The organism is Terrabacter sp. GCM10028922, from assembly GCF_042666095.1.
Lineage (GTDB): Bacteria > Actinomycetota > Actinomycetes > Actinomycetales > Dermatophilaceae > Terrabacter.
This window is the reverse complement of the sequence record NZ_JBHTFG010000009.1, coordinates 17,660-31,305: the sequence shown is the minus strand read 5'-3', so window position 1 is coordinate 31,305 and position 13,646 is coordinate 17,660. Positions and strand designations below refer to the sequence as shown.

Below are 13,646 nucleotides of genomic sequence, written 5' to 3'. Positions count from 1 at the left end.
TTCGAATGCGCACAAGATGGCATAAATCGGACTGTCGTGGGGCTACGAATGCGGCGAACGGTCCTCGCGGCGCAGCCTGGGGATGGCCGCAAGGACCACCAGCACACCGCTCGACCACAAGGGCATGGCCAGCATCATCGCCACGGCGATCGCGCCCCGACGACCCTTGACGGCTCCCCACACGAGTACGCCAAAGGCAGCGACTAGCCGGAACTCCAAAGGCGGGTAGTGGTCCTGCGTAGGTGGGGTGGGCGCGTCGACGACGAAGTCCCACCACCGCGTCCACAGCCCGGGCGAGAGCGCCCAAGAGGCCAACACGACGACAGCGGTCGACACCACGGCCACAGCCGCCTGGCGCCACTCACGCCGCACGACGAACCACAGCGGACCGAGACCTGGCGTGACCTTGGTCAGGAGGGGGAACGCCCAGGAGGCCGGGTGCCGCAGGCCGCAGACCGCAGCAACCGCGAGGAATGCCTCGATGTTGCCGATGAGCAGCGCAGGGGGCCCGACGTACGCGAGCACCAGCCAGCGCCACCGTGGGCGCAGGGGCCAGAGTAGCCAGACGAGCGCGGCAGCGAGGAGCAGCGACCAGATCGTGAGGAACACCGGCCACGGCAACAGGGTCAGCGGGTAGACGACCTGCGCGAACGCCGGCGAGTAGTTGAAGGCGTCGGGCGAACCGGGGGGCAGGGCATAGGGCCCGACGCGCCAGACGTTCCAGTACGCGTGCGCCGAGTCCGTGCCGAAGGTCCCGATGCGGCTGCCGAAGAGCAGCCACAACGCGGGCACCAACGCGATCCACACGGCCGCCCGCCCCACGTCAGCCACCGACCGCTCGGACGCACCGTCCGCATGAGCGTGCTCGGACCGGAGCGAGTCTCCTTGCCTGGCAGCCGTTCCCGCATCGACCAACGCCTCGTCGTTCTCGGCCCCGGCGTCGCGGCCCTGTCCCATCGTCACGACAGCAGCAGCACGTAGCCGCCCGCCTGCTCGACGACCTGCCACCCGCCGCTCCACCGGAGCGCGGGCACGACGGCGGCGTCACTCGGCAGGACGGCATACGTGCACCTCACCTCAGCAGGGTAGGTCTGCCAACCCGGACCGGCCGACATGAACGCGAGGTACGCCTGGATGCGTTCGACGGTGTAGAGCTCGACCCGGGTGTCCATCGTCGGCTTGAGGTCTGGATGGCGGAGCATGAGCCAGCCCCCGTCGGCCTGGTCGTTGCAGACCACAGTGCCCGCGGGCAACCGCGAGAGGGCAGCCTCCAGACCGTTCGGTCCGATGGCCGGTGTTGCCGCCACGGACGGCGCGAGCAGGGCCGCAACACCCAGCGCCACCGCACCAGCGGATCCCGCAGCGAGTCGTTCTCGACGCCGCGCGCGGGAGACAGGTTGACGCATCAGTCGCTGAATTGCCTTGGCGGCCAGAGGAGCCAGCACGACAGCCGCGAGCCCGACCGTACGCGCCCACGAGAGCGCCAGCATCATGGCGACGAGGGTGAGGAGGACCGCCGTCCACTCGAGACGATCTCGGCGCATCTGGTCGACGACCACGAGCGCGACGAGCGCGAGAGCAGCGATCAGAGCCGGGTCGCCCAGCCCGGGCGGTTGCCACTCGCTGATGAGCTCGGTGACACCACTGACCTGGAAGGGCGACGTGTAGAGCGTCGGGCCGACCGGCGTCACGCCCGCGAACACCACCGAAAGCGCTGGCACGACGGCCAACCGCGCCGCCGATCGCGGCGCCACCCGGCGTTCGAGCACGAGGCCCACGACAACGGCCCCTCCGACGACCGGCCCGACGAACCACATGCCGTGGCTGCACGCCCAGAGCCACGTGAGCGGCACGAGCCACCAGCGGGCCCGCCCGTCCTCGCGAGTGAGCAACCACGCACTCGTCGTTACGGCGGTCAGCGCGAACGTCACCAGCTGCGGCCGCGGGGACAGACTCCCGCTCAACGCCACGAAGGCCACAGCGACGACGAGAGCGCTCGCGAGCGGGGACGACCACCGGCGGCATGAGGCGAGCACAGCGACACCGATGAGCAGCGACCCGAGACACAGGAGCCAGGCGACACCGGCCAGGCCGTATGCCGTGTGCGCCCAGTGCATGATCAGCTCGGGCAGCCACTGGTTGAGGATCCAGACGTTCTCGGTCGCGGCCCCGAACGGGTCGTCGAGGACGAACTGCCGTGTCTGCTGGAGGTGTTCGCCAGCGACCACATGCCAGTACGCGTCCGGGTCCTTGACCGGTCCGAGCGGCTTGAGCACGAAGAGCAGCAGGAGGAAGGCTGGTAGCAGCCAGCCGATCCGAGCCACCGGGGACGATGCGAAAGGCGCCTCGTCGGCGGATCGCTCCGAGCTGGTTACGACGGGCACGGACCCTGATCAGCCGCCGAAGGCCTGCATCATGCGGATGCCACCCGGGCCGATGATGACGATGAAGAGGGCCGGCAGGATGCAGAACATCAGCGGGAAGAGGATCTTGATCGTCACCTTCTGCGCCTTCTCCTCAGCCTTCTGGCGACGGACGAGACGCATGTTGACGGTCTGCTCCCGCAGCACGCCGGCGATGGGGAGGCCGAGCCGGTCGGCCTGCACGAGGGCTGTGATGAAGTTCCTCACCTCTGGAAGGGTGACACGTGCGCCCATCGCCGAGAAGGCCTCTCCGCGGGACTTCCCGATCTGGATCTCGGATAGCACGCGGGCGAACTCGCCGGCGATCGGGCCGTCGACGTTGCGAGCCACCTGGAGCAGCGCGGAGTCGAAGCCCTGTCCGGCTTCGACGCAGACGCTGAGCATGTCGAGCGCGTCGGCGAGACTCTTGCTCGTCTGCTCCTGGCGGCGGAGCGCGACGTTCTTGATGAGCAGATCGGGCAGGAAGAAGAGGCCCATGCCGGCGCCCAGGGCGTAGATGATGCTCACGGCCTGGAACTTGCCGTAGAAGGCGCCGAGCACCAGACCGATGAGCAGGGCAGCGCCCTTGAGGCCGAGGATGCGCTCCACCGTCCAGCCCGCGGGGTTTCCGGCCTGGTCGAGCATGAGCGAGTAGCGCGCATCCGTGCCACTGGGCGACAGCGCTCGAGCGAGGCCCTTGGTGCGGTTGAGGATTGGCGCCACGAGGCGGTCCTTGGCCGCGAGCTCGGTCGTGACGACGCTGCGGCTGTCGACCGAGCTCTCGATGAGCATGAGGGACTTGGCGACCCCGCGAGGCTCGCCGCCACTGAAGCTGACGCTGAGCACGGCGATGAGCAGGCCGAGGCCGAGCAGTCCGGCAGCGAGGTAGATGGGGTTCACGTTCACGTCACACCTCGATCTTCACGACTTGGCGCATCCAGAGGATGCCGGCACCGAGAGCGACGAGCCCGAAGACGCTCATGAAGAGACCAGGGGTGGTCGTCCAGAGGAGACTGACGTACTCGTAGTTGACGCGCATCATGTAGAAGAACAGGAAGATCGGCAACGCCACGAGGATGTAGGCCGACAGGCGTCCCTCGGCCGAAAGCGTCGCGACCTGGCGGTGCAGAGACTCGCGCTCGCGGAGCGTGCCCGCCGTCGTACGCAGCGTCTCGGCGAGGTTGCCGCCGACCTCGCGCTGGATGCGGATGGCCATGACCGTCCACCGCATGGATGTGCTCTCCATGCGGTTGCCGATGCGTTCGAGCGCGTCGGGCATCTCGGTGCCGATGCGCGTCTCGGCGAGGGCCCGGCTGAACTCCTTGCCGGCCGGCTCGGCGGCGTCGCGGGCGACAGCCTCGAGGGCCTGCGGGAGACCGAAGCCGCTGCGGAGGCTGGTCGACACGAGCAACAGGATCTGCGGCAGCTGGGCCTCGAACTTCTTGGAACGTCGAGACGCGGCGACGCGCAGGAAGAGTGGCATGGCGATCAGGCCGAAGACCGCGCCGGCGACGAGGCCGACGATCTTGGCCTCTCCGGCGAGGACGAGGCCGGCCGCGCCCGCGACGATCACCGCGACGATGCGCAGGACGAGCCACTCGCCGGCGCGGAAAGGAAGATCCGCCCGCTCGATGAGGGCCATCGTCTTGCTCGTCGACTTGCGGTCCTTCATGACGCGGTCGCCCATGTCGAGCAGCTGCGCCGTGATCGTGCTCTGGGCGGCCTTCATCTCCTGGCGGGACAACGCGACACCGTCACCGATGACATAGGAGTCGAGGGAGGCGAGACGGCGCTCACGCTTGGTCTGGAGCGTCGGCATGAGCGAGGTCGACAGGACGACGAAGAGGGCGAGTGCGAGCAGACCCCCGGCGATGTACGGCGTCCGGTCCTGGAAGGTCACGGGACGCAAGCCGACGACACCCGCGGCCTGCTGAACCGGGGTCGGCGCAACGGCAGTGGCCGCCGGCGTCGGCGTCGGCGCCGGCGCTGCGCCGGGAGTGCCGAAGTCGACACGGCGGACGAACCGGAAGTTGGTGCCGTTGGCGCGGCCGGAGACGTCGTAGGCGTGGGCACCCGTGAGCGACTTGGGGATCGCGACGGTGAACTGCACCTGGCGGTTCAGGGCCTGCGCAGAGGCCTGGAAGGCGGAGGTCACCGCGGCGGTGTCATCCGCGGAGACGACCGACCCGCCGTTGGCGGCGGCGAAAGCGCGAAGAGCCTGTGTCGCGTCCGGGTCGTTCGACTTGAAGCGCACGACGTCGACGCGCACGTCACCTGCCTTGACCTTGGCGACAGCGTCCTGAAGGGCCTTGGCCTTGTTGTCGGCCACGGTGTCGGCACCGTCGCTCAACAGCACGATGCTGCGGTCGCCCCCTCCACCAAGCGCGGCAGCGGCACTCTCCATGCCGGCATACAGGCTCGTGTCACCGCGCGCAGCAAGGCCGTTGATGACCCGCTGGGCTGCCGCACGATCGAGCGTGGGCGCGAGGTCCACGCCTGCGGTGCTCGCGAACGAGGCGACCCCGACCTTGACGTCCGCAGGCACTGTCCTGAGGTACGTGGCGGAGGCCTTGCGGACCGTCGACATGCCCTGTGCACCCATCGAGCCGCTCGTGTCGATGACGAGCATCGCGCGACGGTCGAGCTTCTGGGGCTGCTTGAGCGTGACCGGGAACGTCTCCCTCTCGACCTTGACTGTCAGGCTGCCCGACTCGATCCGCACGTCGCTCTTGCTCGTGAGGGTGATGACCCCGGAGAGCGTCGACGACGACGCGTTCGTGCTCGCCTTCACGCTGCTCAGGCCCACGGTCACCGGGTCGCCGGCCGAAGCAGCACCGGCGGGCACGACCACGAGGCCGACCGCGAGGGCGGTCAACCCTGTGATGAGCCGTCGGGTCGCGCGGATCACAGCACTGACCGCGCGAAGAGCGAGACGGGCAGCTCGACACCCACGTCCGCGAGATCTGACGTGAACTTCGGACGGATGCCGGTCGGCACGAGTCCGCCGAGGAAGCGGCCGTTCTCGTCGCGGCCGGCGCCGTAGTTGAACGTGAAGATGTCCTGGAGCGTGATGACGTCGGACTCCATGCCGACGACCTCGGAGATCGCGACGATGCGCCGCGTGCCGTCCTTGAGGCGCGACTGCTGGACGATCAGGTCGACGGCGCCGGACACCTGCTCACGGATGGCCCGGACGGGCAGCTCGACGCCAGCCATGAGCACCATGGTCTCGAGACGCGCGAGGCTGTCTCGGGGCGAGTTGGCGTGGACCGTCGTGATCGAGCCGTCGTGGCCGGTGTTCATGGCCTGCAGCATGTCGAGGGCGGCACCGTCGCGGATCTCACCGACGATGATGCGGTCGGGGCGCATACGCAGGCAGTTCTTGACGAGCTCGCGGATCGAGATGAGGCCGCGGCCCTCGATGTTGGCCGGGCGCGCCTCGAGACGCAGCACGTGCTGCTGCTGGAGCTGGAGCTCGGCGGCGTCCTCGATCGTGACGATGCGCTCGTCGTGCGGCAGGAAGGAGCTGATGACGTTGAGCGTCGTCGTCTTGCCGGAGCCGGTGCCCCCGCTGATGATGATGTTGCGGCGGCCCTTGACGCACGCGTCGAGGAAGTCCCTGACGTTGGGCGTCATCGTGCCGAACGAGATGAGGTCCTTGGCGGTGAACGGGTCGGCCGAGAACTTTCGGATCGTCAGCATCGAGCCGTCGAGGGCGATCGGCGGCACGACCGCGTTGACACGCGAACCGTCGGGCAGACGGGCGTCGACCATCGGGCTCGACTCGTCGACACGGCGTCCGACGCGGCCGACGATCTTGTCGATCGTGCGGCGCAGATGCGACTCGTCCGCGAAGCGGGCGTCCACCGGGTAGATCTTGCCGGCGCGCTCGATGTAGATGTCGTCCGGACCGTTGACCATGATCTCGGAGACCTCTGCGTCACGCAGGTAGGGCTCGAGCGGACCGTGGCCGAGGATGTCATCGGAGACGTCCTGCGCGATGCGGGTGCGGTCGGAGTGCGAGAGCGGCGTCTGCTCGAGGTCGATGACCTCCTGCAGCGTGGTGCGCACCTGGGAGGCGAGCTCGGTCTCGCTGAGGTTCGGGTCGTAGAGCCGCGGACCCAGCGAGGCGACGAGCGCCTGGTGCACGCGCTCCTTGACCTTGGCGAAGGGGTCGACCCCGCGCCGACGGACCGGCTCGCCGTTGTTGCGCACCTGGGCGTGATTGTTGTTGTTGGGCTCGACGATCTGGCTCGCGCGGGCGCGGTCGAGGCGGTCGGCCAGGTTGCTCATCGCTTGCTCCTCAGCAGGCCGAAGCTGCGCTTCGCGCCGTTCTGCAGCTCCTCGCCGAAGCGGCGACGGATCTCCTGGTCGGCGAAGTCGCGGATCGCAAGCGACACCGGGTTGCGCGGGTCGTCGAGGACGAGCGCGACACCACGGTTCACGGAGGCCGGAACCGTGAGGCTGTTGGGCACGTTCGCCGAGATCGGTGTCTTGAGGGCCGCCTCGACGTCCTCAGGCTTGAGCCCGACCTTGGCGTCGGAGCGGTTGAGCACGATGGTCCGCGACTCCTTGGAGGCGCCCAGCGTGTCGAGGGTGTTGATGGCGATGCGGAGGTTCTTGACCGCAGGGATGTCCAGCGTCGCAATGAGCACCGTGAGGTCGCTGACGTCGAACGCGGCGAGCACGTGCTCTGTGAACGACGGCGGTGTGTCGACGAGGACGTAGTCGTACTGGCCGCGGGCGACGCGGAGCAGCTCGATGACGACGTGCGACGGGACGCGGTCGGCGTCGGCGGGGTCAGTCGGCGCCGCGATGACGTCGAGCCCGCTCTCCTCGTGACGGGTGACGACGGACTGCACGCCCTGGTCGTCGAGGTGCCCGCTCATCGCCACGACGTCACGCACCGAGCCGGGCGGCTGGAGCTGGAGGCTGATCGCGACGTCACCGAACATGAGGTCGAGGTCGACGAGCAGCGTCTTGGCGCCGGTCGAGGCGAGGTAGACCGCGAGGTTGGTCGACATCGTCGTCTTGCCAACGCCGCCCTTGGCGCTGAAGACCGTGATGATCTTGCCGTCCCGGCCACCGACGTGCGTGCCGTGTCCGCTCAGCTGCTGCGTCAGGGCCACCGAGCGGCGCACCGCGTCGGCGAGCGCGTTCTGGTCGTCCGCCTGGACGACCTCACGCACGCCACTGCGCAGAGCCTGGGCGAGGGCCGTGACGTCGAGACGGTGACGGAGCAGAATGACCCCGAGCTCGGGCCGGTCGACACGCTCCCGCTCGGCAAGGTCGCACGCCGAGTCCAGGTCGATGTCGGGCCCGATGACGACGAGCGACTGGTTGGGGTCCTCCTCGAGCGCGCGGCTGACGCGCGGGCCGGAGTTCAGATGGACGGCGTCACCACCGAGGGCGAAGCGGTACGTGTCGGCTGCTGCGGGATCGAAGTCCCAGAGGATGGTCATTGGCCCGTCACCGCGTCTCGCAGCTGGAGATCCGTGATCTCGGCGGAGGGGTCCAGCTTCACGTCCGAGCCGCGCAGACCTGCGTAGAGCTGGCGCCGGTTGATGCCGTGGATGAGCACAGCCGCGTCGGCCGGCTTGACCGCGACCGTGACGAGGTAGCCACCGCTGGCACCGGCTGCGGTTGCGGGCTGCCCCTCGACCGCGGGCTGCGCGGCCTGTCCCGCGAGTGGCGCGTCTCCCATGGCGATGACGAGCACGTCGGGCAGCAGCATGCTCGTGCCGCTCACGTCATTCTCGTTGAGGATCTTCGCCTCGGGGGTGTCACGCAGGTCCTTGATCTTGTACGTCTGGTAGAGCGCGATGTGCGAGCCCGGCGTGACGAACTTGCCGACTCGGGCCGGGTCGGAGAGCGACAGCGACACGGCGAGCATGCCGCTCGGGATCTCGATGGCCTTGGTGCCGACCGGCGTCGTCCCGAACCGGGCCGCCAGCAGGTACTCACCAGGCGCGATGTCGGACATGGCGAGCAGCGCGTTGTTGTCGGCGTTGATCTCCTGGAGAGCGCCGACCGGCACGGCCTTGGCCGCAACGGCGGTCTGGGCGATGAGGCCCGTGCGCTGTGCGTCCTTGAGGGTCGTGCCCGACAGGATCGGCCCCTGTGCCACCCACACAGGGGACGGCGACTCGGCCGCGATGGCCCGGGCGTCGGCGTTGCGCGCGTACATGATGACGAGCGCGCCGCCGCCGACAGCCAGGGCCAGCGCCACGACAACGGCAAGGATTCGACGGTTCATACTCAGGTCCCCCCAGAGAAGTTCATGTGATGCGTAGTTGTATTAGCCGGCCGGTGCCACGAGGCTGGCGCCGAAGTTGTTGGTGCTGGTGGGTGGAACAATCGTTCCCGGGCCGGTGAGGCTGCCCGTTACGTACCAGCCGGACAGGCACCGGTCGCCGCCGCTACATGGGACGACTCCGCTTCGAAGGCTCGCCGCCTCCTGGGATCCGCCGACCTTGAACCCGGTCAGGTAGAACTTCGCCCAGCCGACGACGTGGTAGTACGAGTTGGCGCCGCCACCGGTGGCGCCTGTGCAGTCCGGGTAGCCGGAGATGCCTCCGGTCGGAACCGACGACGCCTTGACGAGACAGTCGAAGATCGGCAGTTCGACAACGGAGCCCTGAAGTGCTGCGATCTCGTTGTAGCACCCACTGGGTGGTGAACTACCGGTCTCGATCCGGGCCCAGTCGTTGATGCTGACGGCGGCTTCGCAGTTACCCGCGGTGTCATCGACGTAGCCGAATCCGCCTGCGGTGTCCTTGCCGTTGATCGCGCACGGAACTGTGGTCGTGCTCTTGAGGTAGATCGTGATCTCCGCCGAAGTCGCAGGCCACGGAGTCTGGCCCGACGCCGTCCCATAACCCGGAGCAGCGCCGGCCGGGCCGGTCTGGTACACGGTGCCGTTGCTCGTGTTGTTCTTCCACTCGCACTCGGAGACCACGATCGGCACCTTGGCGGTGTACTGGCCAGGCGATCCCCACGCGGACCGCGCACACGCGTACACCGTGCTTCCATTGTTTGCAGAGTTGCCCGTCAACGCCTTGGCGAAGGGCGTGAGTACTGCGCTCCCCACGGACGTCTCGGTCTTCGTCTTGACCTCGACGTACGGGATGCCGGAGACCAGCCATCCGGGCGTGGGGCCGCACTTGGCCAGCTCAGAGGCGTTGGGTGTTTCGCAGGCCACAGTGATCGTCGTGACGGCGTTTGCGCACACGTTCGACACCGCGGAGAGATGGTCCTTCGCGTTTGCATTGGCCAACGGCTTGACCGCGGTGGCCGCGGTGGTGTCCGTGGTCGTCTGCACGCACCTCGAGTCGTTCTTCGCACAGAGCTGAGCCAGCGCCATCGCCGAGGCGTCCGCGCCGTTCTGCAGCTCGCGACGCTCGGACATGATCTGGCCGATGTCGACGCTCAGGGCCAGCATGCCCATGACGACGCCACCCCCCACGAGAACTGTCACGATGACCGCCACTGCACCGCGCTCGCGGGTTCGCCGCGCGTGTCGCGCCTGAAGCTTCAACCGCCACATTGCATTACTCCGTTCGCCACGACGGGGCCGTTGAGGCCCCAGTTCCCGCCGATCATCTGGATGGCCGGCTTCATGATGATCCAGTCGAACGTGGCCGTGACCCGGACCGTCGCATACGACGGCGAGGGGGCTGGGCACGTGGCGATCACCGACGCCGCAGCGCCAGGAACGCCAGCCGCCCCAGCCAGAGCACGCTGGGTGATCGCGGTCATGTCCGAAGCGGCCGGAGACGGCAGCACGACCGCTGCCCGGGCACCTTCACGGGCTGCGTTCGTCAGCTGGATCTGGGTGAAGAAGTACCTACCGAAGTCGACGATGCCGGCGATGACGAGAAACAGCACAGGGAGGACGATCGCGAACTCCACGGCTGATGCGCCGCGTTCAGTTCTGGCCATGCCAGATCGCCCTCCCCATGGTTGGTCCTGCCGTCCACTGCCCCCCTGGCGTGGACGTCGAGCTAAGTGTCAGACCTGCGTCGCGACGTTGTTGAACGTCGTCGACAGGTTGTTGCCGAGCAGCGTCACGGCGGCGATGATCACGACGGCGATCAGAGCGACCATGAGGCCGTACTCGACGGCGGTGGCGCCGCGCTCGGACGTGAGACGGCTCTGGATCTTTGCAGCGAGCTTGGTCATTTGGGTTTCCTCCCTGACTGGTGGCCCTGTGGCCGGACTATCTGACTTGCGATGAGTTCGCGTGCCCACGGCCCACGAACCAGATGCGGGCGCGAGGCCGACCCCCCGGCCTCGCGCCCGTATCGAATGCTCAGACCTTGGTCGCGACGTTGTTGAAGGTCGTCGACAGGTTGTTGCCGAGGAGCGTGACGGCGGCGATGATCACGACAGCGATCAGGGCGACCATCAGGCCGTACTCGACGGCGGTCGCGCCGCGCTCCTTGTTGAGCAGCGTCTGGACCTTGGCAGCAATCTTGGTCATGATGAAGGGTTCCTCCCAGTGATGCAGGGCCACCCGATGTGCCCCCCGCTGATGGAAGATTAGGTTGGTCTTGACGGCGTGTCTTGAAAATGCTTGAAAGATCGCGACACGGCGCCCAAACGTCATCTTTGGGTCGTTCCGCGGTGGCACCGTGGAGCGGTCGGGGACCGCCCTCGGCGAGCTCAGCGCCCGCTACGGCGCCAGATCACGGAGGGACCTTGCCAGGCATGCCACGCGCACGAGCTCGGCGAGCACCGGCCCACCTGCTCGCCGTCCTGACCCTCGGCATGCTGACGATCCTGGCAGCGGCGCTCACGGTCGTGGGATCCGATGCGTTGTGGCTGCCGGCCCTCGGTGACGAGATCCGCCGCGCCGGCGCGGTTCCGGCCGGAATCCCTTTTGCCACAGCGCTTTCCACGGACTGGGTCAACACGACGGCGCTCGGTCAGCTGGTCTTCTCGCTCGTGTACGAGGCCGGGAGCCTCGGAGTTGTCATAGCGCAGGTCGTGGTCGTCGCGTTGGCGCTCTCGACCCTCGCGTGGGATGCGACCTCCCGCGGATCGAGGCCGGTCGCGACGTCGGCGGTGCTCGTCGCCGTCGCCATCGGCGCCGCCGCGCCGCTCCTCATCGCACGGGCGCAGCTGTTGTCGCTCCTGCCGTATGCGGTCCTGCTGGTTCTCCTCCGACGCCAGCACGACCACCCGTCCACCGCGATCTGGTGGGCAGTCCCGCTCGTCGCTCTGTGGGGCAACCTGCACGGCGCCGTTCTCGCCGGTGTGGCAGTGCTCGGCTGCTACCTGGCCTTCTCCCGGCTACGGCAGTCACCGCTGACGGCTGTCGGTGTCGGCATCGCTGCGCTGGCGGCCACCTGCCTCAACCCGGGCCTGCTGGCGGCCCCCCGCTACTACCTGGGTGTGTTTAGCGGGGAGGCCACGAGCGACGACTCGGGGATGTGGAGCCGCCTCAGCCTCTCCAATCCCTTCGACGTGCTGCTTCTGCTCGCCGCCGTCGTCTTGGTGGCCATGACTTTCCGACGCCGCAGACCTGTCTGGGAGTACGCAGCCCTGCTGGGACTAGCGGTCGCCTCGGGCCTCGCCGCGCGCCACGGCATCTGGCTGCTCCTCTTCCTCGCCGTCCCGGCCGCCACGACGTGGACGCGTCCCGGCCACGAGGCGGCCACGACGCGACTGTCAAAGGCGGTGCCGTCCGTGGTCAGCATCGCCTGCCTCGCGGTTGCCGCCGTAGTGCTCGGGGTTCGGGCGCCGACCTTCCGCGCCGCGGACGCAGAGGCAGCCCGGATCGCTGACGCCACCAAGGGTCGGGTCGTTCTCGTCGCCGAGCCACTCGCGGAGTCGCTCGCCGCTGCAGGCGCCACGGTCTGGGTCAGCAACCCGCTCGACGCGTTCAGCCGAGTGGATCAAGCGGCATACCTCGCGTTCATGAACGGGGACGTCGAGGGCGCCCGCGCAGCCTTCGAGAATGCTGACGTCGTCGTGGCCGTGCCCGGATCGGTCCAGGCCCGCGCGGCAGCGGCTGCAGGTCTCGCGCGCGCGACGAGCTTCGGGACCTACAGGCTGTTCAGCCGGTAGCTCACTGGGTCTGTCGAGGGCTCGTGAGGGAGCTCGCCGTTCCAGTCCGCACGATGGTGGCTGCCTCAGCGACCCCCGCCACCCGTCGCCGGGTCCAGCGCCGGCGCACCGCAGCCTCGATCGGACGCTCGTAGAGCGTGTGGACGAGCCAGGACGACGTGACGACCAAGGCGACGACTGCCATCCCAACGATGACGGCCGGTGCGCCTCGCAGCTCGCGAACGTGTTCCTGCAGAGCCGCCAGCACCACTCCGTGGACCAGGTACAGCGCGAACGACCACTGCCCCAACAGGACAAGTCCCTTGGCCCGGAGCAATGGGACCCCACCGGAGAGCTCACGCCCGGCGAGCGACGCGATCAGGAGGCCGAACGGGAGGACCATGAGCACCGAATAGAACCAAGACCGCTCGATACCGGACCCAGTTGATGTCTGGGCAAGCAGGACGCAGAGGTAGACCGTCGCGACGAGAGCCGCGGCGGCCGCCGGCCCGATGACGAGGCGCCATCCCCGGCGGATGGCGAGGCACACGAGGATGCCGACGGTGAAGTCCGCGAGCCTGAACATAGGTAGGTGGTAGAGGTACTCCGCCGAGGAAGGCCAGACCATGCTGACGAGCGTTCCTCCGGCTATGGTGGCGGCCACGATTGCGACAGCCCAACGAATCACATGGCGACAGCGGCTCAGCAGACTGACGAGCAGCGGGAAGCACACATAGAAGAACACCTCGCACGAGAGCGACCACGCCGCTCCGACGAAGGAGAGATAGACCGCGGGGTCGGGCGACCATGCTTGGAGCAGCACGAGATTCGCTGGCAGCGCTGTCCAGTCGACCCCTGCCCTGCCGAGTAGCAGTGCCATCGCGAAGGCCGTGAGGACATGGAGCGGGTAGACGCGAGCGGCGCGCTTGATGTAGAAATCCGACACCCGCGACGTCGACGTCCAGCCCCACGTGAGGACGAAGCCGCTCAGCACGAAGAAGAACGTGACCCCCACATAGCCGGCCTGGGCGAGTGAGAGGAGACCGACGAGTCCGGGCATCGCAAGCGGGAGGTGGTGCAGGAGGACCACAAAGGCAGCAACGAAGCGCATGCTCGTCAGTGCATGCAGCTGCCCTGCTGGTCGAGCGTCCACCATCCACCCCCCTAGCGGCACGCAATCCCTTCCGCCTCAGG

Annotated in this window: 13 protein-coding genes; 1 reads left to right on the top strand and 12 read right to left on the bottom strand. The window is 68.2% G+C overall.

Translation table 11 applies throughout. The features are described 5' to 3' along the window. Positions 1 to 42: 42 nt before the first annotated feature. The 11 genes from ACFQU3_RS09015 to ACFQU3_RS08965 form a co-directional block, all read right to left on the bottom strand. The gene (locus ACFQU3_RS09015) at positions 43 to 957 is read right to left on the bottom strand and encodes a glycosyltransferase 87 family protein (protein WP_385909509.1); all 915 of its coding nucleotides are present in this window, start codon (positions 955 to 957) and stop codon (positions 43 to 45) included. A gap of 2 nt (positions 958 to 959) precedes the next feature. Beyond that, positions 960 to 2,324: a hypothetical protein gene (locus ACFQU3_RS09010; protein ID WP_385908851.1), complete on the bottom strand. Its 1,365-nt coding sequence runs from the start codon at positions 2,322 to 2,324 to the stop codon at positions 960 to 962. Positions 2,325 to 2,393: 69 nt separating this feature from the next. After that, the gene (locus tag ACFQU3_RS09005) at positions 2,394 to 3,308 is read right to left on the bottom strand and encodes a type II secretion system F family protein (RefSeq protein ID WP_385908849.1); all 915 of its coding nucleotides are present in this window, start codon (positions 3,306 to 3,308) and stop codon (positions 2,394 to 2,396) included. A 1-nt stretch (position 3,309) separates the two neighbouring features. Further along, the gene (locus ACFQU3_RS09000) at positions 3,310 to 5,277 is read right to left on the bottom strand and encodes a type II secretion system F family protein (RefSeq protein ID WP_385908846.1); all 1,968 of its coding nucleotides are present in this window, start codon (positions 5,275 to 5,277) and stop codon (positions 3,310 to 3,312) included. Positions 5,278 to 5,306: 29 nt separating this feature from the next. Continuing rightward, on the bottom strand, positions 5,307 to 6,695 hold the full coding sequence (locus tag ACFQU3_RS08995) for a CpaF family protein (protein ID WP_385908844.1): 1,389 nt from the start codon (positions 6,693 to 6,695) through the stop codon (positions 5,307 to 5,309). After that, positions 6,692 to 7,864, bottom strand: coding sequence for a CpaE family protein (locus ACFQU3_RS08990; protein WP_385908842.1), 1,173 nt, complete (start codon positions 7,862 to 7,864; stop codon positions 6,692 to 6,694). Before ACFQU3_RS08990 ends, ACFQU3_RS08995 begins: the two co-directional genes overlap by 4 nt. Continuing rightward, the gene (locus tag ACFQU3_RS08985; protein WP_385908841.1) at positions 7,861 to 8,658 is read right to left on the bottom strand and encodes an RcpC/CpaB family pilus assembly protein; all 798 of its coding nucleotides are present in this window, start codon (positions 8,656 to 8,658) and stop codon (positions 7,861 to 7,863) included. Before ACFQU3_RS08985 ends, ACFQU3_RS08990 begins: the two co-directional genes overlap by 4 nt. A 42-nt stretch (positions 8,659 to 8,700) precedes the next feature. Continuing rightward, the gene (locus tag ACFQU3_RS08980; protein WP_385908839.1) at positions 8,701 to 9,879 is read right to left on the bottom strand and encodes a Tad domain-containing protein; all 1,179 of its coding nucleotides are present in this window, start codon (positions 9,877 to 9,879) and stop codon (positions 8,701 to 8,703) included. A 56-nt stretch (positions 9,880 to 9,935) separates the two neighbouring features. After that, positions 9,936 to 10,343, bottom strand: a complete 408-nt coding sequence (locus ACFQU3_RS08975) for a TadE/TadG family type IV pilus assembly protein (protein WP_385908837.1) — start codon at positions 10,341 to 10,343, stop codon at positions 9,936 to 9,938. Positions 10,344 to 10,412: 69 nt separating this feature from the next. Next, entirely contained in the window at positions 10,413 to 10,583 is a 171-nt protein-coding gene (locus ACFQU3_RS08970) for a Flp family type IVb pilin (RefSeq protein WP_188031048.1), read from the bottom strand. A 130-nt stretch (positions 10,584 to 10,713) separates the two neighbouring features. Continuing rightward, positions 10,714 to 10,884: a Flp family type IVb pilin gene (locus ACFQU3_RS08965; RefSeq protein WP_344066403.1), complete on the bottom strand. Its 171-nt coding sequence runs from the start codon at positions 10,882 to 10,884 to the stop codon at positions 10,714 to 10,716. A 227-nt stretch (positions 10,885 to 11,111) separates the two neighbouring features. Between ACFQU3_RS08965 and ACFQU3_RS08960 the strand changes: the two genes are divergently transcribed. Then, positions 11,112 to 12,473, top strand: a complete 1,362-nt coding sequence (locus ACFQU3_RS08960) for a hypothetical protein (RefSeq protein WP_385908835.1) — start codon at positions 11,112 to 11,114, stop codon at positions 12,471 to 12,473. A 1-nt stretch (position 12,474) separates the two neighbouring features. On the opposite strand, the gene ACFQU3_RS08955 is transcribed toward ACFQU3_RS08960, so the two are convergent. Continuing rightward, entirely contained in the window at positions 12,475 to 13,608 is a 1,134-nt protein-coding gene (locus ACFQU3_RS08955) for an acyltransferase family protein (protein ID WP_385908833.1), read from the bottom strand. Positions 13,609 to 13,646 lie beyond the last annotated feature (38 nt).